This window comes from Oleiphilus sp. HI0043, assembly GCF_001634935.1.
Map to the genome: position 1 here is coordinate 1 of NZ_LWEY01001189.1, position 19160 is coordinate 19160.

At 44.2% G+C, this 19160-nt stretch carries 24 protein-coding genes; 8 read left to right on the forward strand and 16 right to left on the reverse strand.

Features of this window, described 5'->3' with window-relative positions:
* The coding region (locus tag A3729_RS13700) for a ferritin-like domain-containing protein (protein WP_304439723.1) at positions 1 to 192 on the reverse strand (192 nt) is incomplete at its 3' end.
* 190 nt (positions 193 to 382) lie between these two features.
* Positions 383 to 625 carry a (2Fe-2S)-binding protein gene (locus tag A3729_RS13705; RefSeq protein ID WP_082865273.1) on the reverse strand — a complete coding sequence of 81 codons (243 nt, stop codon included), beginning with the start codon at positions 623 to 625 and terminating at the stop codon, positions 383 to 385.
* 247 nt (positions 626 to 872) lie between these two features.
* Between A3729_RS13705 and A3729_RS13710 the strand changes: the two genes are divergently transcribed.
* The 3 genes from A3729_RS13710 to A3729_RS13720 all read left to right on the forward strand — a co-directional run bounded on the left by A3729_RS13710 (position 873) and on the right by A3729_RS13720 (position 4849).
* A complete protein-coding gene (locus tag A3729_RS13710; RefSeq protein WP_068634002.1) occupies positions 873 to 3011 on the forward strand; it encodes an FAD-dependent oxidoreductase in 2139 nt (712 codons plus the stop codon).
* 234 nt (positions 3012 to 3245) lie between these two features.
* The gene (cueR, locus tag A3729_RS13715) at positions 3246 to 3671 is read left to right on the forward strand and encodes a Cu(I)-responsive transcriptional regulator (RefSeq protein WP_068506746.1); all 426 of its coding nucleotides are present in this window, start codon (positions 3246 to 3248) and stop codon (positions 3669 to 3671) included.
* A complete protein-coding gene (locus A3729_RS13720) occupies positions 3668 to 4849 on the forward strand; it encodes a permease (protein WP_068506749.1) in 1182 nt (393 codons plus the stop codon). Before cueR ends, A3729_RS13720 begins: the two co-directional genes overlap by 4 nt.
* Positions 4850 to 4931: 82 nt before the next feature.
* Here the strand turns inward: A3729_RS13720 and tmk are convergent, their stop codons facing one another.
* From tmk to A3729_RS13770, 10 genes are all read right to left on the reverse strand, one after another.
* Positions 4932 to 5552 (reverse strand): dTMP kinase, encoded by a 621-nt coding sequence (gene tmk, locus A3729_RS13725; RefSeq protein WP_068506751.1) that lies wholly within the window; start codon positions 5550 to 5552, stop codon positions 4932 to 4934.
* A 45-nt stretch (positions 5553 to 5597) separates the two neighbouring features.
* Positions 5598 to 6644 (reverse strand): endolytic transglycosylase MltG, encoded by a 1047-nt coding sequence (gene mltG / locus A3729_RS13730; protein WP_082865125.1) that lies wholly within the window; start codon positions 6642 to 6644, stop codon positions 5598 to 5600.
* Between the two features lie 25 nt (positions 6645 to 6669).
* Positions 6670 to 7527: an aminodeoxychorismate lyase gene (gene pabC / locus A3729_RS13735; protein WP_082865126.1), complete on the reverse strand. Its 858-nt coding sequence runs from the start codon at positions 7525 to 7527 to the stop codon at positions 6670 to 6672.
* Positions 7528 to 7529: 2 nt separating this feature from the next.
* A complete protein-coding gene (gene fabF, locus A3729_RS13740; RefSeq protein ID WP_068506753.1) occupies positions 7530 to 8777 on the reverse strand; it encodes a beta-ketoacyl-ACP synthase II in 1248 nt (415 codons plus the stop codon).
* A 92-nt stretch (positions 8778 to 8869) separates the two neighbouring features.
* On the reverse strand, positions 8870 to 9103 hold the full coding sequence (gene acpP / locus A3729_RS13745; protein WP_068506755.1) for an acyl carrier protein: 234 nt from the start codon (positions 9101 to 9103) through the stop codon (positions 8870 to 8872).
* A gap of 410 nt (positions 9104 to 9513) precedes the next feature.
* Positions 9514 to 10260 (reverse strand): 3-oxoacyl-ACP reductase FabG, encoded by a 747-nt coding sequence (fabG, locus tag A3729_RS13750; protein WP_068506760.1) that lies wholly within the window; start codon positions 10258 to 10260, stop codon positions 9514 to 9516.
* Between the two features lie 61 nt (positions 10261 to 10321).
* Positions 10322 to 11242: an ACP S-malonyltransferase gene (gene fabD, locus A3729_RS13755; protein WP_068553589.1), complete on the reverse strand. Its 921-nt coding sequence runs from the start codon at positions 11240 to 11242 to the stop codon at positions 10322 to 10324.
* 86 nt (positions 11243 to 11328) lie between these two features.
* Complete coding sequence (gene plsX / locus A3729_RS13760; RefSeq protein WP_082865234.1) at positions 11329 to 12387, reverse strand: phosphate acyltransferase PlsX; 1059 nt, start codon at positions 12385 to 12387, stop codon at positions 11329 to 11331.
* Positions 12388 to 12418: 31 nt separating this feature from the next.
* Complete coding sequence (gene rpmF / locus A3729_RS13765) at positions 12419 to 12598, reverse strand: 50S ribosomal protein L32 (protein WP_068506763.1); 180 nt, start codon at positions 12596 to 12598, stop codon at positions 12419 to 12421.
* A gap of 51 nt (positions 12599 to 12649) precedes the next feature.
* Positions 12650 to 13177 (reverse strand): YceD family protein, encoded by a 528-nt coding sequence (locus tag A3729_RS13770; protein ID WP_068506765.1) that lies wholly within the window; start codon positions 13175 to 13177, stop codon positions 12650 to 12652.
* A gap of 137 nt (positions 13178 to 13314) precedes the next feature.
* Between A3729_RS13770 and A3729_RS13775 the strand changes: the two genes are divergently transcribed.
* Positions 13315 to 13890, forward strand: a complete 576-nt coding sequence (locus A3729_RS13775; RefSeq protein ID WP_068506768.1) for a nucleoside triphosphate pyrophosphatase — start codon at positions 13315 to 13317, stop codon at positions 13888 to 13890.
* Here A3729_RS13775 and A3729_RS13780 read toward each other — a convergent pair.
* From A3729_RS13780 to A3729_RS13785, 3 genes are all read right to left on the reverse strand, one after another.
* Positions 13887 to 14717 carry an FkbM family methyltransferase gene (locus tag A3729_RS13780; RefSeq protein ID WP_082865233.1) on the reverse strand — a complete coding sequence of 277 codons (831 nt, stop codon included), beginning with the start codon at positions 14715 to 14717 and terminating at the stop codon, positions 13887 to 13889. The genes A3729_RS13775 and A3729_RS13780 overlap by 4 nt on opposite strands.
* A gap of 108 nt (positions 14718 to 14825) precedes the next feature.
* Positions 14826 to 14966 carry a hypothetical protein gene (locus tag A3729_RS33095; protein WP_197469960.1) on the reverse strand — a complete coding sequence of 47 codons (141 nt, stop codon included), beginning with the start codon at positions 14964 to 14966 and terminating at the stop codon, positions 14826 to 14828.
* A gap of 77 nt (positions 14967 to 15043) precedes the next feature.
* Complete coding sequence (locus A3729_RS13785) at positions 15044 to 15904, reverse strand: PHP domain-containing protein (RefSeq protein ID WP_068553588.1); 861 nt, start codon at positions 15902 to 15904, stop codon at positions 15044 to 15046.
* A 167-nt stretch (positions 15905 to 16071) separates the two neighbouring features.
* On the opposite strand from A3729_RS13785, the gene A3729_RS13790 reads away from it, so the two are divergent.
* From A3729_RS13790 to A3729_RS13805, 4 genes are all read left to right on the forward strand, one after another.
* Positions 16072 to 16803, forward strand: coding sequence for a VC0807 family protein (locus A3729_RS13790; RefSeq protein WP_068511596.1), 732 nt, complete (start codon positions 16072 to 16074; stop codon positions 16801 to 16803).
* 54 nt (positions 16804 to 16857) lie between these two features.
* Positions 16858 to 17157, forward strand: coding sequence for a YciI family protein (locus tag A3729_RS13795; protein ID WP_068511593.1), 300 nt, complete (start codon positions 16858 to 16860; stop codon positions 17155 to 17157).
* Positions 17158 to 17255: 98 nt separating this feature from the next.
* Positions 17256 to 17936, forward strand: coding sequence for a TIGR04211 family SH3 domain-containing protein (locus A3729_RS13800; protein WP_082865232.1), 681 nt, complete (start codon positions 17256 to 17258; stop codon positions 17934 to 17936).
* A gap of 274 nt (positions 17937 to 18210) precedes the next feature.
* A complete protein-coding gene (locus A3729_RS13805; protein ID WP_068507473.1) occupies positions 18211 to 18522 on the forward strand; it encodes a PilZ domain-containing protein in 312 nt (103 codons plus the stop codon).
* 81 nt (positions 18523 to 18603) lie between these two features.
* Here A3729_RS13805 and rraA read toward each other — a convergent pair whose 3' ends face one another.
* The gene (gene rraA, locus A3729_RS13810; protein WP_068511588.1) at positions 18604 to 19101 is read right to left on the reverse strand and encodes a ribonuclease E activity regulator RraA; all 498 of its coding nucleotides are present in this window, start codon (positions 19099 to 19101) and stop codon (positions 18604 to 18606) included.
* Between the last annotated feature and the right edge of the window lie 59 nt (positions 19102 to 19160).

Genomic DNA, 19160 nt, shown 5'->3' on the forward strand with positions numbered 1-19160 from the left:
AAACAGAATGCGCTCAATCAGCTCATCTGCCTGCTTCATATCTTTGATAGATTTTTTATATTCTTTTTTATCTAGGCCTTCGAGGCCCCAGTTTTTAAACATACGAGCATGCAAAAAGTATTGATTAATCGCTATAAGCTCATTGCCCAGGATTTTATTAAGGTGTTGAATAACTTGTTTGTCGCCTTGCATTATCACGCCCCCTTTTTTATCAGTGTGGTGCGATGAGTATATTACTTTTTAAATTCAAAAGGCACGTAATTGCTTTAATAATCACAGACTTAATAAACTAAATAGTTATCATTAAGTTTTTAAGGTTTGATACTGGATAGGCTAGATAGAATCGAAGGGAAAGGAAAGGAAAGGAAAGGAGAAAGACTGCTTAAACACGAACCTCTAAGGCAAGCTGCATAGCCGCAGTATTTTGCATACTGGTCATTTTTTCACTGATTAAGTCTTTAGCATAAGTGGTACATTGACCACAGCACTTGCCAATACCTAGCGAGTCCCTGATCACCTTACATTCTGTCGCACCCTCATGAATAGCAGAATCAATATCTTTATCGCTAATACCATTACAAACACAAACCAACATATGATCACCACTTGCTAGAGTTGCGAGCATTATACCTTAATAGGAATCATTTTCAAATAATTAAAGTTACCATCAACTGACATAGATCAATTGAGGAGCTATCTCCCGATGGAGATATTTATATTGCACACAATGTAAATATCTCGGTAGACTAGCCCTTCTTAACATATAGTTACTTATTAAATTGAACTCTTAAGACATAGCTGCAGTCTGAACAAACGCACTCCTTATTAGACTTCATTCAAATAACCACCATTTTGAAGGTAGATACAGATTTATGGATAAAAAGAAAAGACTTCTTATTGTCGCGCTCGTTATTCTCATTGGCTGCTTTTTTTTCTTCGACCTTGCCCAGTACTTGAGCCTCGACTACTTTAAGTCTCAACAACAGGCTATCAGTGACTTTCATTCGCAAAATGCAATACTCAGTGCTGGCATATTCGTCATGATCTATATTGCTGTGACTGCTCTCTCCTTTCCTGGCGCCGCAGTAATGACACTTGCAGGCGGTGCAATCTTCGGTTTGTTACAGGGAACGATTCTGGTGTCCTTTGCCAGTACAATCGGTGCAACACTAGCCTTTCTAGTTTCTCGAACACTACTGAAAGAAAGTGTACAAAAAAAGTTTGCTGACTCCCTTAAGTCAATTAATGCAGGCATTGAAAAAGAAGGCGCGTTTTATCTGTTTGGCTTACGCCTTGTGCCTTTATTCCCGTTTTTCGTTATTAACTTAGTGATGGGTTTAACGCCAATCAAGACTCGCCAATTCTTTTTGATCAGCCAGCTCGGCATGCTCCCAGGCACCCTTGTTTACGTTTATACCGGTACTCAGCTTGGTCAGATTGATTCTCTATCAGGCATCCTATCACCCGGTTTATTGTTTGCTTTTGCTCTACTCGGCCTATTCCCTATTTTGGCCAAGAAGTTAATGGAAAGCATACAAGCTAAAAAGGTTTTCGCTAACTATGACAAGCCGTCTAAATTTGACACCAATATGGTCGTTATCGGTGCAGGTTCAGCAGGACTGGTTACTTCATTGATCGCTGCAGCAACCAAAGCAAAAGTCTCTCTTATTGAGCGTCATAAAATGGGCGGCGACTGCTTAAATACCGGTTGTGTCCCCAGTAAAGCACTCATTCGTTCGGCTAAAATGGCAAAGTACCATGAGCGTGCTGAGGAATTTGGTCTATCAAATGAAAATATCGAGGTCGACTTTCCTGCGGTAATGGAACGCATTCAATCGATTATTAAAACCATTGAGCCTCACGACTCTATCGAGCGATTCACGGGACTCGGTGTTGACTGCATTACCGGCAGCGCAGAAATCATTGACCCTTTTAGAGTAAAAGTTAATGGTGAAACGATCACCACGCGTAACATCGTTATCTCCACGGGAGCGCGGCCTTTTGTTCCTGCGATTAAGGGCATTGAAGATACAGGTTATTTGACTTCCGATACGATATGGGAACTTAGAGAGAAACCAGGCCGCATGCTGATCATCGGTGGTGGGCCTATCGGCTGTGAAATGGCCCAGAGCTTCCAGCGCCTTGGAGTGCAGGTGATTCAAGTGGACCGCTCTGCCCGCATCATGCCACGAGAAGATGAAGACGTGAGCGCAGAGGTTCAAAAGCGCTTTATTGAGGAAGGCATTGATCTTAGATTAAACCATCAGCCAACAGAGTTTATTACTGATAATGGCCAAAAAGTTCTGTTGTGCACCGACATTGACGGCACTGAACAGCGAATTGAATATGATGTGTTGCTATTGGCAGTCGGACGTAAAGCGAATACAGAGGGCTTTGGTTTAGATAAATTGAATATCCCCTTAACGGATAAAGGCACGATAGAGGTGAACGAATTCCTTCAAACGCGCTTCCCCAATATCTATGCGTGCGGCGATGTGGCCGGGCCTTATCAGTTCACGCACACGGCCTCTCACCAAGCCTGGTATACCGCTGTGAACGGTTTATTCGGTTTATTCAAGAAGTTCAAGGCAGACTATCGCGTCATTCCCTGGGCGACTTTTTCAGACCCGGAAGTGGCCCGTGTCGGCATCAACGAACAGGAAGCCAAAGCACAAGGTATTGCTTATGATGTAAGCCGTTATGATATTGATGATTTAGACCGAGCTATTGCCGATGGTGAGGCTCATGGTTTTATCAAGGTGCTAACCGTCCCCGGGAAAGATAAAATTCTTGGGGTAACGATTGTCGGTCATCATGCCGGGGATATTATTGCTGAATACGTGACGGCAATGAAGCATGGCTTAGGTCTGAATAAGATCCTGGGCACGATTCATATCTACCCAACCCTGGCGGAAACCAATAAGTTTGTCGCTGGTAACTGGAAAAAAGCCAACGCGCCTGAGAAGGTATTGCAGTTTCTTGAGAAATTTCATGCATGGCGTCGTGGTTGAGGCTTATTCATTCTTAGGCTGAGAACGCCATTCCTCACATGAAACCAACCAGCCCTAAGCCGCCAGCGAGCCATGGAAGGCTCTGTCTACTTGAGTTATTTTGACTATGGTCATACCCACCTACACTGACCACTTTCGTCATAAATTTCGAATTCAATAAATTTGTATTGACCTTACCGTAGCTGTAAGGTTTATGCTATTCCATATTAGATCAATTTATATAGGAGTAGCACGATGAATATCGGCGCGATATCAAAGCTAACAGGCCTTAATTCTAAAACCATTCGCTACTACGAAGAGATCGACCTGGTTCATCCTAGCTCGCGCTCTGCCAACGGCTATCGACAATATTCAGAACAAGATCTGGAACAGCTCCAGTTTATCCAGCGCGCCCGAAAGACAGGCTTCAATATTGATGAGTGTCGCCACTTGCTTGATCTTTTCAATAATAAAGGCCGACAAAGTCACGAGGTTAAATCCCTCGTCTTGGACAAAGCAAAATTAGTTGAAGAGCAAATAGCTGAGCTTAGGCTGATGCACCAGTGCCTGCTAGACCTCGCTAGCCAATGCCAATCTAACAATGACCCTCACTGCGCTATTCTTGATAAGCTTAGCGAGGCACCAGAGCAACTAACGACACAGGGAGGGGTAAAGCTATGAAAGAAACGAAATCAAGCTGCTGCGGCTCTAGTTCTGAAAAAAATAACCCTGAAAAGCCTGAAAGTAGTTCAAGTTGTTGCAGCAAAGAAAAACAGCCCGTACATACTACGTCATGCTGCTCCAGCAGTAGTAAGGCAACGAGCGAGCCCGCAACTAACAGTTGCTGTGAAGACTCTCCAGAAAAGCGAGACTGGTTACTCTGGGGGAGCTTAACGCTTTCAATTATCTTCTATGTGTTGGCACTCAGCGAACCCTCTCATGACAACTGGTATGGTGTCATTGCCCACAGCGTTCAAGAACTGCTAAACACTATGTGGTGGAGCATACTGCTCGCCATTGCTTTTGTCGGTGTGTTAAGTCGTATACCCCAGGAATTTATCATCTCGATTCTGGGAAAAGGAGGCACCGTCAAAGGTCTGTGGCGCGCGACATTGGCAGGCGTACTACTCGATTTATGTAGTCACGGAATACTAATGGTCGGCATGGAGCTAAGGCGCAAAGGTGCCAGTCTCGGCCAAGTCATGGCATTTCTTATTGCCAGCCCTTGGAACTCACTATCACTGACGATAATCATGGTGGCACTCATAGGGCTGCCATGGACCCTCTTGTTTATTGCCCTGTCGATGGTATTGGCAATTACCACCGGCTGGTTGTTTGATCGACTAGAACAGAAAGGCTCTCTTCCGCAAAATAGCGTTGCGAATGACTTGCCTGAAGACTTTCAATTTTGGCGTGAAGCTAAATCCAAATTTGCATCGGTAGAATGGACACAAGCGCTAGCCCTTGATATCGGCAAGCGCGGCTTAAACGGTTCTAGAATGGTGATCCGCTGGTTGTTATTTGGTGTTCTATTAGCGTCAGCGATTAGAGGCTTCGTTTCGTTGGAGGACTTCCAAAATTACTTCGGGCCAACGCTGCTTGGTCTAGGAGCAACCTTGATCGCAGCAACAATCATTGAAGTATGCTCCGAAGGCTCGACCCCTATAGCGGCCGACTTGATGAATCGAGCCAATGCCCCCGGTAATAGCTTTGCATTTTTAATGACAGGCGTAGCGACCGATTACACTGAAGTGATGGTAATAAAAGACACAATGAAGTCTTGGAAGACAGCACTATATTTACCTTTGCTAACCGTACCACAGGTGATCGTGGTTGCAATGATATTGAATAGTGTTTAACAATCGAACGTAGGCAGAGGGTTCCATCCCTTATATGAATCTACACCGTGCTAACCCGCCTGCGAGCCATGGAAGGCTCTGCCTACAGGATATTCTCAAGCACGACTGAAATACTTGATTGTACCTCTTCCAAACTTTGTGTTGCGTCAACTATTTTAAATCGCTTTGGCTCAGCTTCTGCACGCGCTAAATAGTTATCTCTAACATTATTAAAAAACTCTGCCTGTTCTTCCTCAAAGCGATCTAGGGCACCACGATTTTTTGCACGCGCCATGCCTACTTCAATCGGAGCATCTAATAAAAGAGTCAGGTCTGGGCGTACGTCTCCCTGAACAAAGTTTTCAAGTAAGGCTACTTTTTCAGAAGGTACACCACGCCCGCCAGATTGATAAGCATAAGTTGCATCGGTGAAACGATCAGAAATCACCCAAACACCTTTTTCCAACGCAGGTAAAATCTTTTGGTGAAGGTGCTGAGCGCGTGCGGCAAACATAAGAAGTAACTCGGTTTCTGACGCTACTGTTTCTTCCCGGTTCTTAATGAGCACTTCACGAATCTCTTCGGCCAAATGCGTTCCGCCAGGCTCTCGGGTAATGATGGATTCAATTCCCTTTGACGCTAACGCTTCTTGAATAAAAGCGATGTTGGTAGACTTGCCAACGCCTTCGCCACCTTCAATCGTGATAAATAAACCTTTGTCCACACTGTACCTTCTTATTTGGAATTGAGCTTGCTCTGAAATCAAGCCTTACTGGCTTGAACGGTAGTCTTTGCGACGTCTTAACTGGTACTTACGAACGGCATTGTTATGCTCGTCGATAGTTGCTGAAAATTGATGAGTGCCATCACCTTTTGCGACGAAATATAGGCTAGAGCCTTCTTTAGGGTGCAGCGCTGCATGAATGGCACTACGCCCTACTAAAGCGATAGGAGAAGGAGGTAAGCCCTTTATTCGGTAGGTGTTGTAGGCCGTCAGCTCTTTCAGGTGCTTACGGGTGATATTGCCTTGATAGCGATCACCTAAGCCATAGATGACGGTCGGGTCCGTTTGTAGACGCATTCCCTTAATCAGCCGCCTATTAAATACACCTGCGATTTCAGTTCGCTCATGTGCTGCTCCCGTTTCTTTTTCCACAATCGAAGCCAAGGTAAGCGCTTCATACGAGCCCTTCAATACGGTACTTTTATCTCTAGCCTGCCATTCTTCTTGCAAAATGTTCTGCAAACGCTGATGAGCACGCTTTAGGATTGATAGATCCGTATCGCCTTTATGGTACGCATAAGTATCAGGATAGAACTGCCCTTCCAGGTGCTTTATATCGTTCTTAGAGTTCAATGCCTGGATAAGTTCATCATCGCTCTTCCCTTCCAAGGTTTTACTTAGCTTCTCTTGAAGCGCCAGGGTCTTTAAGGCATCTCTGTAGCTCGTTCCTTCGATAAACTGAACCTGGTAACGAATCTGGTTATTGGATGTCAGCCACTCAAAAATAGCAGGAAGCGTCATAGGCCCTTGTAGACTGAACTCACCTGCTTTAATTTTACTAGCAAGCTTATTTTGCTTTGCGTAGACCTTTGCGACCCAGGGGTTAATGTCAGCCCCTTTTTCAATCAAGTTCCTCAACACTGAGTTGAAGCTACTGCCTTTGGGTATTTCTATTTCGAGAACGTCTCGTGGAAAGGCTATTGCTCGCTCTAATTCAGATTGATAATAACGATATATACCGGCACTGAGCATCAGCACAAAAATAATAAGCAGCAGAATAAAACGAGCGATAAAAGAGCGATTTGCAGGCACGATAGTTAATGTCGAAAAAGGTTATTTAATATGAAAAGCTAGTCTTCAAATGAGACTGAATGATTCCACAATTTTTATGTATTGCATAGCGCTTACCAGCAAATTCTTTCACTGGCCAAAGACCAAAGACACTATTGATAACAGCTAAACCGTCTGCAGACTTTGAGTCCTCGATACTAATTTCCGCTTCACGAAGCGCTAGCCCTGTTAAAGCAGCGTTATCGAGTAGATATTGACGTAAAGTACCCGCCACACCGGCACCCGATATATTCGGAGTAATAATATCTTTGCCTGTGAAAATGAGTAGATTGCTTTTAGTGCCTTCTACCACATTATTCTTGTAGTCCAACATCAAGCCTTCTTCATACCCTGACTTAGCCAAATCCTTTGAAGCAAGCACCTGATCTAGACGATTGAGGTGTTTTATCCCTGCCAGAACTGGCTGATGCGAGAGCTTATGGTCACATAAATGGAGAGTAATTCCCTGGGCGGAGTTTGTCTCGGGAAATTCGGGAGACTCAAAGACTTGTGTGATAAAGTTTAGTTCCGGCTCATCGGGTGGCGCATAACCTCGACCACCTTGTCCACGCGTAAGAATCACTTTGATTATCGCTCGCTTAAGGTGAGCGGCTTTAGTCAGGTCTTTCAAAGCCAAGCCAACATAACGCTCAAACTTACCAGCAAGCATTTCAGTTTCACCTAAATCAAGCGCCTTAGTGCCACGTTTAAATCGTTCCAGATGATAACTTAGAAGAGGAATTTTTCCATCGACCACTCTAAGCGTTTCAAATAAACCATCTCCGTAGGCAAGGCCCCGATCAGCGATATCGATTGCCGAGGTCTCAAGCTCATTGACTAAGGTTAAGTGAGCTCGCGTTTTCATTTCTAATCTTCCAAGGCCTGAAAGATTAAAGTGCCATTAGTACCGCCAAAACCAAAGGAGTTCGATAGAGCAGCTTTTATCGGAGCTTTCCTGGCAGTATGTGCCACGAAATCCAAATCACACCCTTCTTCAGGCTCATCGAGGTTAATCGTTGGTGGCGCTACTTGATCAGTGATAGCTTTTACAGAAAAGATTGCCTCAATCGCGCCAGCAGCCCCTAACAAGTGACCAGTCATTGACTTGGTTGAACTAACAAGCAAAGAGCTAGAATGTTCTTTAAACAGGTCTTTGATCGCTTTGCATTCTGCCACATCACCAAGCGGAGTTGAGGTGCCGTGAGCATTAATATAATCAATCGATTCTGGTTCTATTCCTGCATCGTTGATAGCATTTTCCATAGCGGTTCTTGCGCCTGAACCATCTTCAATAGGCGAAGTAATATGGAAGGCATCATCACTCATACCAAAGCCGGTTAGCTCAGCATAGATTGTTGCACCACGCGCTTTTGCGTGCTCCAACTCTTCCAAAACCAGTGCACCTGCGCCATCAGATAGTACAAACCCGTCTCGACCTTTATCCCAAGGGCGGCTGACTTCTTCAGCAGGTCGGTCATTGGAAGACAATGCCTTAGCATTGCTAAAACCTGCAACAGCAATTGGTGTTGTCGCCATTTCAGCACCACCGGCTATCATCACATCGGCATCACCATAGGCAATCGTTCTTGCTGCGTAACCAATGTTATGAGTGCCCGTAGTACAAGCTGTGACTACCGCTATATTTGGGCCTTTAAAGCCATATTTAATCGCGATATTCCCGGCAATCATATTGATAATAGAGCTGGGTACAAAAAAGGGAGAAACTTTACGAGGCCCTGATTTCACGTAGGTATCACGTACAGTCTCAATGGTTTCAATTCCTCCGATTCCAGAACCAAAGGCAACACCAATCCGCTTTTTCTGATCTGAATCCAAGTCTTCTAAAGATGCATCTTTTACTGCCTGCATACCTGCAATCAGGCCGTACTGCATGAAGATATCCATGCGACGCGCTTCTTTACGGTCAATATAATCATTCACTTCCAGGTCCGAAATCTGCCCGCCAATTTTGACGTTAAAGTTCTCAGTATCAAAGCGAGAAATATTTGATATGCCGCTCTTCCCTTCAAGCGCTGCATTCCACGACTCAGACACGCTATTACCAAGCGGAGAAAGCATCCCCATCCCTGTGACTACCACTCGTCTTTTTGACATACCTTGCCTCTAACTTTTAAATATCGACCTAAACAAACAAAAAAAAACCGCCCAGAGATTTCACAAAGGACGGTTCTTTTTATGAACTTCTATTACTGGTTAGCAATAATGAAGTCGATAGCTTCCTGGACTGTAGAAAGCTTTTCAGCTTCTTCATCAGGAATTTCAGTTTCAAATTCCTCTTCCAAAGCCATTACCAATTCAACAGTATCAAGAGAATCTGCACCTAAGTCTTCAACAAAAGAAGAAGTATTTTGGACTTCTGAATCTTTAACACCTAGTTGTTCACATACGATTTTCTTAACACGCTCTTCTACAGTACTCATAATTTCCTCTCATTAATATAGATCAAGCTGACAAGCATTCTATCTCTGAAATATTTCAGTTTAAAAACAGCTTCGTACTTAATTACCTAGCTATTGTCTGCTTCATTTATTCATGGCGATGTAGTCTAGATCAAAGCAATGATAGAGACAAGCAGCAAAACATCACTCTTTGATCTCAATCAGGCCACCAAAAAATAGTATTTCGGCCAAATACATGGGAACCACCATACCCTACCCTCATTCACGCAGTATTTTGAGAGGGAATCCATCCAAGTCTTAACCTTATGGCTCCCGGCTCAAACACTACCGGGATGACGAAAAGACTGATTCGGGGTACTACCGGAATAACAACAGGACAAATTCGAGATGCTACCGGAATAACAACAGGACAAATTCGGGATATTCCCGTTTTAGCCCATAAACATCCCACCGTTTACATGGATCGTTTCACCAGTAATATAACTTGCTTGCTGAGATGCCAAAAACCCTACTACCGAAGCCACTTCTTCGGGCTGCCCCAAGCGCTGCATCGGTATTGTCGCCAACATACTCGCTTTTACGGTATCGGAAAGCTCTTCTGTCATGCTCGTCTCAATGAAACCCGGAGCCACTGAGTTAACTGTAATGCCTCGCCCACTAATCTCTTTTGCCAAAGAGCGGCTAAAGCCCTCTATGCCTGCCTTGGCAGCACAATAGTTTGCCTGGCCTGCATTGCCCATTTGCGCAACAACAGAGCTAACGTTAATAATTCGTCCCCAGCGCGCCTTAGTCATGCCTCGGAGCGCTGCCTTTGAGACTCTGTAAATCGAGCTCAAGTTGGTGTTCAAGACATTATCCCAATCTTCTTCTTTCATACGCATCAACAAACCATCACGGGTAATGCCGGCGTTATTTACAACGATCAAAGGCGGACCATAAGCTTGAGTGACCTGTTTGATGCCTTCTGTGACCGACTCTGGGTCTGACACATCCATCTTAATGCCGTCACCGTCCAAGCCCCACTTTGAGAAATAATGCGAAATTGACGAGGCACCATCTTCTGTTGTGGCAGTACCAATAACCGTTAAGGACTCATCCATGGCCAACTCTTTAGCAATCGCCTGACCTATTCCACGGCTTGCGCCCGTGACTAACGCCACCTTCTTTTCCATTGCCATTTTCCTGTTCTTTATTTTGGTATTTTAACTTGGTGCGCACCGCGCACCCTATACAGCATGTTTAATCTGATAAACCGGAAACTACTTTTTCAAGACTACTCACGTCTGACATAGCCATCGTGTTAACCGTTTTATCAATTCGTTTATTTAAGCCCGCTAGCACCTTACCAGGACCACATTCAACGAAAGTGTCGGCACCTAGCTCAATCAGCTTAGTGACCGATTGTGACCAAAGTACGGGGCTATGCAAATGAGCCAATAAATTTGTCTTTAGCTCTTCCAGGTTTGTGGCTACCTGAGCATTCACATTTTGCACAATAGGAATACCGGGTTCTTTAAATGTCAGTTTCGACATTGCATTTGCCAACTCTTCACCTGCAGGCTGTAACAAGTCACAATGGCAAGGAACACTTACAGGAAGCTTCGCAGTACGACGAGCGCCTTTTTCTTTTGCGATAGCCATCGCCCGGTCCAGCGCATCGGTCGCACCCGATATGACGATCTGACCAGGAGAGTTAAAGTTTGCCGGCGCAACAACTTGCCCTTGGGCTGCCTCTTTACAAGCCTCTTTAGCTTTATCATCATCAAGCCCCAAAAGAGCAACCATACCGCCCTCACCTAGAGGAACCGCTCCCTGCATAAGCTTACCACGAAGGTTAACGAGCTTAACCGTCTCTTCAAAATCCAGTACGCCGCTAGCGATCAAGGCCGTATATTCACCCAAGCTATGCCCACACACATAGTCTGGACGGATGTCAGAGTTTTCTATCCAGGTACGCCACATCGCAACACTTGCCGTTAATACAATAGGCTGAGTAATTTCCGTCTGGTTGATCTTATCTTCAGGCCCATTTAGCGCAATATCTTGAAGATCCTCTCCAATTGCTTCAGACGCTTCAGTAAAGGTTTTTACTGCTAATTCTGACTGCGCCAAGAGATCTGACATCATTCCAATTGACTGAGAACCTTGACCGGGAAACATAAAGACAGTTGTCACAAAATTCACCTTTTAGATAGTTTGACTTGGATATTCAAATAATTAGCGACGCATAGCCACCAAGACCAGCGCTATAGCAAAACCTTTTCCAGCTCGCTATTAATCAGCTCCGGCAGATTAGCTTCCGCCTCTTTATAGGCAAGATCAATCGCTTGCTCAAAAGACTTCGCATTAGCATGCCCGTGACTTTTAACCAAAACGCCTTGCAGACCAAGGAAGATGGCCCCATTGTGAGTGTCTGGGTCTAGCTGCTTCAATGTCTTTGCCAGCAAAGGCAGCATGAGACGACCCAGCAACTTCCGGTACCATGACTCTTTGAAAAAGTCTTTTATACCGGAAAGCAGAATTTTGGCAGCACCCTCGGCACTTTTTAGCGCCACATTGCCAACAAAGCCATCACAAACGATAACATCTGCATAGGAACGAAAGATATCGCCGCCTTCAGCAAAGCCGATATAGTTGAGCGCTTCACTTTCTTCTATTAACGAAGCGGCTAACCTAACCTGCTCATTACCCTTAATACTTTCACCGCCAACATTTAACAGTGCCACCCGGGGATTTTCAACGCCTTTGGTAATTTTTGCTAATACTTGGCCCATGATTGCAAACTGAAGAAGATGTTCGGCCGAACTATCAACATTTGCACCTAAGTCCAGAACGAAACAGCCACCACCTTGAGAAGGAAACATTTTAGTAATCGCGGGCCTATCTATACCGGGAAAGGTTCCCAGTATTGATCGCCCTAACAACATCAAAGCACCGGTATTTCCTGAGCTTACACAAGCTTGAGCTTGACCAGACTTGACCAGTTGGAGTGCCACAGCCATCGAGGAATCTTGCTTACTGCGCAGCACACGAGAAGGACGGTCATCCATAGAGACAACGGTTTCGGCGTGAACAATCGATATTGATGGATTTTCTGGGTAGGAGTGCAACAAAGCCTCCAATTCAACCTGTTTTCCAACAAGGATGATATTGAAGGCTTTGCTTTGGCAGCTGGCTGCCGGAGACGCTTGAGAAGCATCATTTGACTGAAGCTTTTCAAGATAGGCAAAAACAGCAGGGACAACAACCTGAGGGCCATCATCGCCACTCATTGCATCAACTGCAATGGTGATTCCTACAGACATTTCGCCGTCTTCAGAAACTAGTATTTACGTACTAGTCTTCTAATGTCTCAATTACTTTCTTGCCACGGTAGAAACCGTCAGCAGAAACGTGGTGACGCAAGTGCTTCTCACCTGTAGTTGGATCTACAGATAAAGTTGCAGTGCCTAGCGCGTCATGTGAACGACGCATGCCACGTCTTGAACGAGTTTTCTTACTTTTTTGAACAGCCATATTTGTTCTCCCGCGGGTATTTCAAATCAATTGATGAGCTTAGCTCACCGATTATTTCTTTAAATTCAGTTCTGAAAGCACGCTGAAAGGATTCTCTTTGGTCTCTTCGACCTCACTTTCAACACTCTCTTCAATATCACCTTCGTTATACTCTTCAGGTTCGCAATCATCATGATAAGCGAACATTGGCAAACTCAGGATCAATTCTTCTTCTATCACATCCAGTAAAACAAGCTTTTCATCTTCCACCAATAAAGGTTCATAAACACGCGGAAGGTTTTGCGCTTGCTCGTCACTCATTACAATTCCGAGCTGAAACTCAGAACTTATTGTCTTTTTGACCGGATGTAAGCAGCGCTGGCAAAGCAAGTTCAATTCAGCTGAAAGCTTGCCCTTCAATATACGCAGCCTTTGCTCATCCCGTCCAAATTCCAAGTCAATATTAACGACACCCTCAGAATCCACTAACATTGAAGTCAGCCTAGACATGAGATGTACCGCTATATGCCCCTGCAAATCCTTATTCTGGTCTGCATATTTAAAGGGGTCGAGCGTCTTGGGTAACGAGTGATCAGACATAAGCGCGCAATTCTAGGGCCGAAGACCTGTATTGTCAAAGGAAATAAGTGTATTTTTGACATTGATTTAAAAAGACAAGCGCTTTTTGTTGGCCACTGCGCTTTAGCAATGCAACTTCCTGCAATACAAGGATATCTATGGACATCGTACTCGCCTCTTCCAGCACCTATAGAAAGGCGCTTCTAGAAAAAATAATTCAGCACTTCAAGTGTGCATCTCCTGACATTGATGAGTCTCACCTCCCTAATGAAAACTATAAGGAAATGGCCGAGCGTTTATCCATAAGAAAAGCGCAAGCACTGGCTGCATCCCACCCTAATTCGCTAATCATTGGCTCTGATCAAGTCGCATGCTTGGGCGAGCAAATACTTAGAAAACCCCTAAATAAAGAACGCAATCTTGAGCAGCTAACACTCTGCCAAGGCAAAACTGCATACTTTTATACAGGCTTGTGCCTGCTCAATACGAAGACCGGCAAATATCAAAGCGCTGTTGAAAGCTACGCCACCAAATTTCGTAAGCTAAATGAGCAGCAGCTAATCAATTATATAGAACGCGAACAAGCCTATGATTGTGCGGGAGGCTTTAAAATGGAAGGCTTGGGCATATCGTTATTTGAGTCTATTGAGGGCAAAGATCCAAACATACTGATTGGACTACCTTTGATTAGGCTAATCGACATGCTCGCTAAAGAAGGCGTATCTATCCTTTAGCGCTTTTCAAGAATCACATTCATTCGGGTTTGCAGCACCTTTATATAACCCTTCGATAGCGCCATAGAAACCGCTGGGCTTAGTGCTGCATCTTTATGCTGCTCTAGCTGCAGGTATTTGGGCCAGGCAGCTTCTTCTGCGTGATTTAAGAAGCTTTCCAACACAGGAAACTCGAAACCTTCAATATCCATTTTAAGCAGCTCGAGTTTGTCAATATCAGCAAGCGCCAAAATCTCACTAATAGTCAAACCCTTTACATCAATTGAAGTGCTGACTCTCTCAGGGTGCTCAACCCCTTCCGACAAAGAATTACAACCTTGGTTCACCTCATCGAGATAGAGTTTAACCAATGAGTTTTGCGGGCTAGCCGCAAGCTGCAAACACTTACAGCGAGATTGAAGCTGATTAAATTCGACATGCCGCTGCAAGCGAGCAGCGAGCTCTGGGTGCGCCTCTACAGCAACAAGCTTTAGGTCTTTCCGCTCCCACGCAAGTAGCAAACCATAACCGCCGATATTCGCACCTACATCTAGAACTGTAGCCCCATCACTCAAGACGGACGCCAAAAAACGTCGCTCCTGGCCATCGAGCAAGCCAGGCATAGTTAATAAGCGCTTATCGGATAAGTTTCCTTTGGGAAACAACCTGAACTTTAAACCTTCTACCTGAACATCGATAGGTGATTGCTTGCGCATCAATACAGGCTTTCGCATTAGAAAGGCTAGACGCTTAGCAAACCAGTTATTGACCGGTAATTGGTGACAAATACCGAGCAAAGCCTGACACCATGAAGGTAAACGATACCTTCCGAAAGGGAGATTATTCATAGAAAAAGGTCAATTATTTCGTTTCAACATTTCGCCAAGTAGGAGGAATAGCCAAGAGTCGCCCCCTGCTACCCCTCTGCGAGGCACAGCAGCCCCTACTTATAACATTTATGATTCCTTAGATCCTTCCTTTTCTGGCTTAGCCGGCTCTTCCTTTTTGCTGTCACCAATTATTGATTTACCCGGACATACCTTAAATACCGGGCAAGACTTACAACCAGAAACCATTGCGATTGGACATAGTGTCATTTTCTCTCTCCATCTTTTTTATAGACTCTAATCACTTGAGCCCTTATGAATCTTAATAATTTTGAATTGTTCTTTTCTTACTGTAGCTCGAGAGACTGAAAAGCCTCCCACTCCTGCCATACCGGCAGAACACTTTTTGGCAATGAAGGAATACGCCCAAGTTCAGCCCAGCGATATTCAGGCGAATGAAAGTCACTACCGATTGAACCTTTCAACCCCATTCGCTGACACAAATCACTAAGCATCCCGACTTCCCCTTGCTTCTGCCCTGAGGTAACTACCTCAATGCCTTCGCCTCCCTGCGCTTTAAATTCTACCAACATATTGCGCAGCTTAGTCAGGGTCATATTGTATTTTCTGGGGTGGGCAACGACAGCACTCCCCTTTGCGTTAACAATACTATTTACCATGTCTTTTAGCTCTGGCCATAAACTTTTTACATCGCCAACCTTCCCCGCACCCAGATACTTTTTAAAGGCTTCGTTATGATCGCTAACATAAGCTAGGTCAATCATCGCCTGTGCAAAATGAGGTCGGCCAGGGATCCCTGACTGAGTCAAAGCCCGAGCAGCATCTAACAGGCCTGGAAAGCCTTTTTTTTCTAGTTTTTCTGCAATTAGCTCTGCGCGTTGATGACGTGACTGTAACTGCTTTGCTTCAATTTCCTGCATCAAGCCCGAATTCAAGTCATAGTTGTAGGCAAGAACGTGGATGGTAAAGTTTCCCCAAACACATGAAAGCTCGATTCCGGGCACCATTGAAATCCCTTCAACATTTGCTGCGTCAAAAGCTTCTTGCTGACCGGCGACGGTATCGTGGTCAGTTAGAGACAAGAGTTTCACACCATTTGCCGCAGCCCTTTGAATAAGCTCTGTAGGGCTCAAACTGCCATCCGATGACAGGCTATGGCAATGTAAATCTATTGGCGAACGGTTCATAACTCTCCACGATTATCTAAGGTTGGTGTCATTCAGGTTTAATAAAAGCATGTTATGTAAAGATGGTAAGTTTGAACCTTCACAGTTTCCACATATAATCACCAACCTGTAAGCTTATTCACGTACTATTTGTACAACCTTTTAATACGGAACAACGCAATCACCTTATGAGCGAAAATACTATCGACACCTCAACACAGCCAAAGAAGCCTGCACAAAAACAGCAAACCAGTCATTTGTTACTTGAGCTCGCAATCTGCGTTATTTTACCTACCGTTATTCTAAAATATCTGAGCGGCGATGATAGCCTGGGACCTGTATACGCACTAATTTTTGGCCTTTCCTTCCCACTACTCTTTGGTATTTACCAGTTCATCAAAGAGCGAAAATTCGGATTCATCCCAGCGTTAGGCTTTATTAGCATTCTACTCACCAGCGGCATTGGCCTATTGGAACTCGATGCAAAATATATTGCAATCAAAGAAGCCAGCATACCATTGATCATTGCTATAGGTACGATTGTTTCACTAAAAACCAAGTACCCCTTGGTCAAAACATTTATTTATAACGACAAGATTCTGCAAATTGATAAGGTCGATGAAGCTCTCGACAAAAGTAATAACCAAGGCGCTTTTGAACGTGTCTTAAAAACAGCCACTTATATACTAGCGGGCTCTTTCATGCTTTCCGCTGCTCTAAACTATGCATTGGCAAAGTACATAGTCGTCAGCCCTTCGGGAACTGCCGAGTTCAATGACGAGCTTGGTACAATGAACCTGCTTAGCTACCCGGTTATTACAATACCCTGCGTCATCGTGATGATATACGCAATGCTCTACCTCTTTAAGCACATAAAACGATTAACGGGCTTGGATTTTGAAGACATCATCCATCAATAGCCTTAGAATGCTTTAATTAGTCTACGACCAAACATTGAAACAATAGAGAAACACATGTACTACGCAATTATCTCCCAGGATATCGAAAATAGTTTAGAAAAGCGCAAATCTGCAAGACCTGCTCATTTGGCAAGACTAGAAGAACTAAAACAACAAGGCCGCTTATTTGTTGCCGGCCCACACCCTGCGACTGACTCGGAAGATCCAGGTGAAGCAGGTTTTACAGGAAGTTTGGTAATAGCAGAGTTTGGTTCTTTAAACGAAGCCCAAGCATGGGCAGACCAAGACCCTTACGTTGCAGCCGGCGTTTATGAAAACGTTACGGTTAAACCATTTAAGAAAGTTCTACCTTAGTTAGAACACTTATCAAGCGACCTAAACCGGGGCTAACGCTACTGACTTTACGACTCGTTGTTTAAAACGGGCTTACTACGAAATACAGGATACAAATCGTGAAAACATCATTCCTTTCAAAGATCGCGGCCTCTATATGCTTACTCGCGTTGGCTATCAGCTCTGCATCAGCTGAAACTATGTACATAGACGACACCCTTTTAGTTCCCTTACGCAGCGGCGAAGGAGTCGGGTTTAGGATTGTCCACAAAGGACTTAAGAGCGGCACCAAGCTGGAAATTATTGAAAAGCTGAGCTCTGGCTACGCACACGTTAAAACGCCAAGCGGCATAGAAGGCTATCTGCCTTCTAGATATCTAACGGCGCAGCCTATTGCTAAAGTTAAGCTAGCCCAAGCTAATCAGGAGTTAGCTAAACTAAAAGCTAACTACGAAGAAACTCAAACTCAACTGGCCAACTTGAAAAAGAAGCACCAGAGTCTTAGCAAAGAACATACTCAAACCACTTCAGAGCTTAATGCTAATAGCAAAGAGCTAAAGAACATTAAGTCTATTTCGGCCAATGCCCTTAATCTAGATAAGCGAAATCGTGAGCTTAGAGAAAGTAATGAGCAGCTTAGAAACGAATTAGAACTGATCCAAACCGAGAATCTTAGATTAAAAGATAAGTCAGATTCTAACATGATGTTAATCGGGGGTGGCCTGGTAACACTTGGTGTAATTCTAACTTTATTAATTCCTATCATTAAACCTTCTAAGAAAAATGATAGCTGGGCGTAAAAAAGCTTATTTTTTAGGCTGCTTTAAAAACAAACACTTAGTCTATTATTTGCCCATTTCGTTCTAAAAATGAGCAACACACCATAGAAAAACTTTTGCCCCAGCGGTATCATCAAGCTTGATGCGCTGGGGTGAATTTCATCCGCATCAACTTATTACTAGAATCTTACCAATTGCTAATAGTCGAATATCTTGTGGTTTTGCTCTTTGACAGCAACCATATTTAGACATATAAATGAAGGTGAGACATTTATCCATAAGAGGTGTTGAATAGATGAATAACCTGTATAGCCGTACCTGGGATGAAAAACGCGATTTCATCAGAATGAGAGTCGATACTGAAATCACTCTAGCCGTTGATAACTCGGACATCAAAGTAAATGGTTATTGCCGTGACCTTAGTGGCGCAGGCATGTTAATAGAAGTAGAAGAAGAACTAACAGCAGGAGCAACTTGCCGGACATCGCTTCCTTCAAGCAACGATGCGTTTCCCGCTCTGGATGCAACCGTAAAAGTACTACGCTGCACACAGGTCGACGAAAATACTTTTCAAGTAGGCGCAGAAATTGTAGAAATCGCGAGTTAGGCGAAGCAATTTCATAAGCACATAAAAAAGCCCGTGAGCGTTTTTCTCACGGGCTTTTTTATGTGTTCGCTAAAGTCTCTACTAGGCTGGCATTTCCAACTTTTCAGGCGAAACAATAACACCATTATTATCGGCATAAACGTAGTGACCTGGTGTAAAGGTTACGCCACCAAAGGTGACCGGAACATTCAGATCACCAATACCACGCTTTTCAGTTTTACGCGGATTAGTGTTCATTGCCTGAACACCTAGCTGCGTCTGCCCGATCACATCAACATCACGAATGCAGCCGTAAATAACCAAACCAGACCAGCCGTTCGCAGCTGCTTTCTCAGCCAACATATCACCTAACAAGGCATTACGCATTGAACCACCGCCATCAACAACCATCACTCGCCCTTCGCCAGGTAAACCCACCTGTTCTTTGACGATAGAGTTATCTTCAAAACACTTTACCGTAACAATTTCGCCACCAAAGGCATCGATTGCACCGTAATTGTTCATCATCGGTTCCAAGACCTGAACTAAATCCGGGTACTCGTCGCACAAGTCTGGCGTAATGATTTTTGTATTGCTCAATGTTTTTCTCCTCGTTTCAATACATTAGATACACGGAGATTAACCGATTGCAGCTATAT

Coding starts and splice junctions, on each gene's coding strand:
- A3729_RS13705 (WP_082865273.1), bottom strand. CDS start 625: ATGCTCGCAACTCTAGCAAGTGGTGATCATATGTTGGTTTGTGTTTGT.
- A3729_RS13710 (WP_068634002.1), top strand. CDS start 873: ATGGATAAAAAGAAAAGACTTCTTATTGTCGCGCTCGTTATTCTCATT.
- cueR (WP_068506746.1), top strand. CDS start 3,246: ATGAATATCGGCGCGATATCAAAGCTAACAGGCCTTAATTCTAAAACC.
- A3729_RS13720 (WP_068506749.1), top strand. CDS start 3,668: ATGAAAGAAACGAAATCAAGCTGCTGCGGCTCTAGTTCTGAAAAAAAT.
- pabC (WP_082865126.1), bottom strand. CDS start 7,527: ATGAAAACGCGAGCTCACTTAACCTTAGTCAATGAGCTTGAGACCTCG.
- fabF (WP_068506753.1), bottom strand. CDS start 8,777: ATGTCAAAAAGACGAGTGGTAGTCACAGGGATGGGGATGCTTTCTCCG.
- acpP (WP_068506755.1), bottom strand. CDS start 9,103: ATGAGTACTGTAGAAGAGCGTGTTAAGAAAATCGTATGTGAACAACTA.
- fabG (WP_068506760.1), bottom strand. CDS start 10,260: ATGGCAATGGAAAAGAAGGTGGCGTTAGTCACGGGCGCAAGCCGTGGA.
- fabD (WP_068553589.1), bottom strand. CDS start 11,242: ATGTTTCCCGGTCAAGGTTCTCAGTCAATTGGAATGATGTCAGATCTC.
- plsX (WP_082865234.1), bottom strand. CDS start 12,387: ATGTCTGTAGGAATCACCATTGCAGTTGATGCAATGAGTGGCGATGAT.
- rpmF (WP_068506763.1), bottom strand. CDS start 12,598: ATGGCTGTTCAAAAAAGTAAGAAAACTCGTTCAAGACGTGGCATGCGT.
- A3729_RS13770 (WP_068506765.1), bottom strand. CDS start 13,177: ATGTCTGATCACTCGTTACCCAAGACGCTCGACCCCTTTAAATATGCA.
- A3729_RS13775 (WP_068506768.1), top strand. CDS start 13,315: ATGGACATCGTACTCGCCTCTTCCAGCACCTATAGAAAGGCGCTTCTA.
- A3729_RS13780 (WP_082865233.1), bottom strand. CDS start 14,717: ATGAATAATCTCCCTTTCGGAAGGTATCGTTTACCTTCATGGTGTCAG.
- A3729_RS33095 (WP_197469960.1), bottom strand. CDS start 14,966: ATGACACTATGTCCAATCGCAATGGTTTCTGGTTGTAAGTCTTGCCCG.
- A3729_RS13785 (WP_068553588.1), bottom strand. CDS start 15,904: ATGAACCGTTCGCCAATAGATTTACATTGCCATAGCCTGTCATCGGAT.
- A3729_RS13790 (WP_068511596.1), top strand. CDS start 16,072: ATGAGCGAAAATACTATCGACACCTCAACACAGCCAAAGAAGCCTGCA.
- A3729_RS13795 (WP_068511593.1), top strand. CDS start 16,858: ATGTACTACGCAATTATCTCCCAGGATATCGAAAATAGTTTAGAAAAG.
- A3729_RS13805 (WP_068507473.1), top strand. CDS start 18,211: ATGAATAACCTGTATAGCCGTACCTGGGATGAAAAACGCGATTTCATC.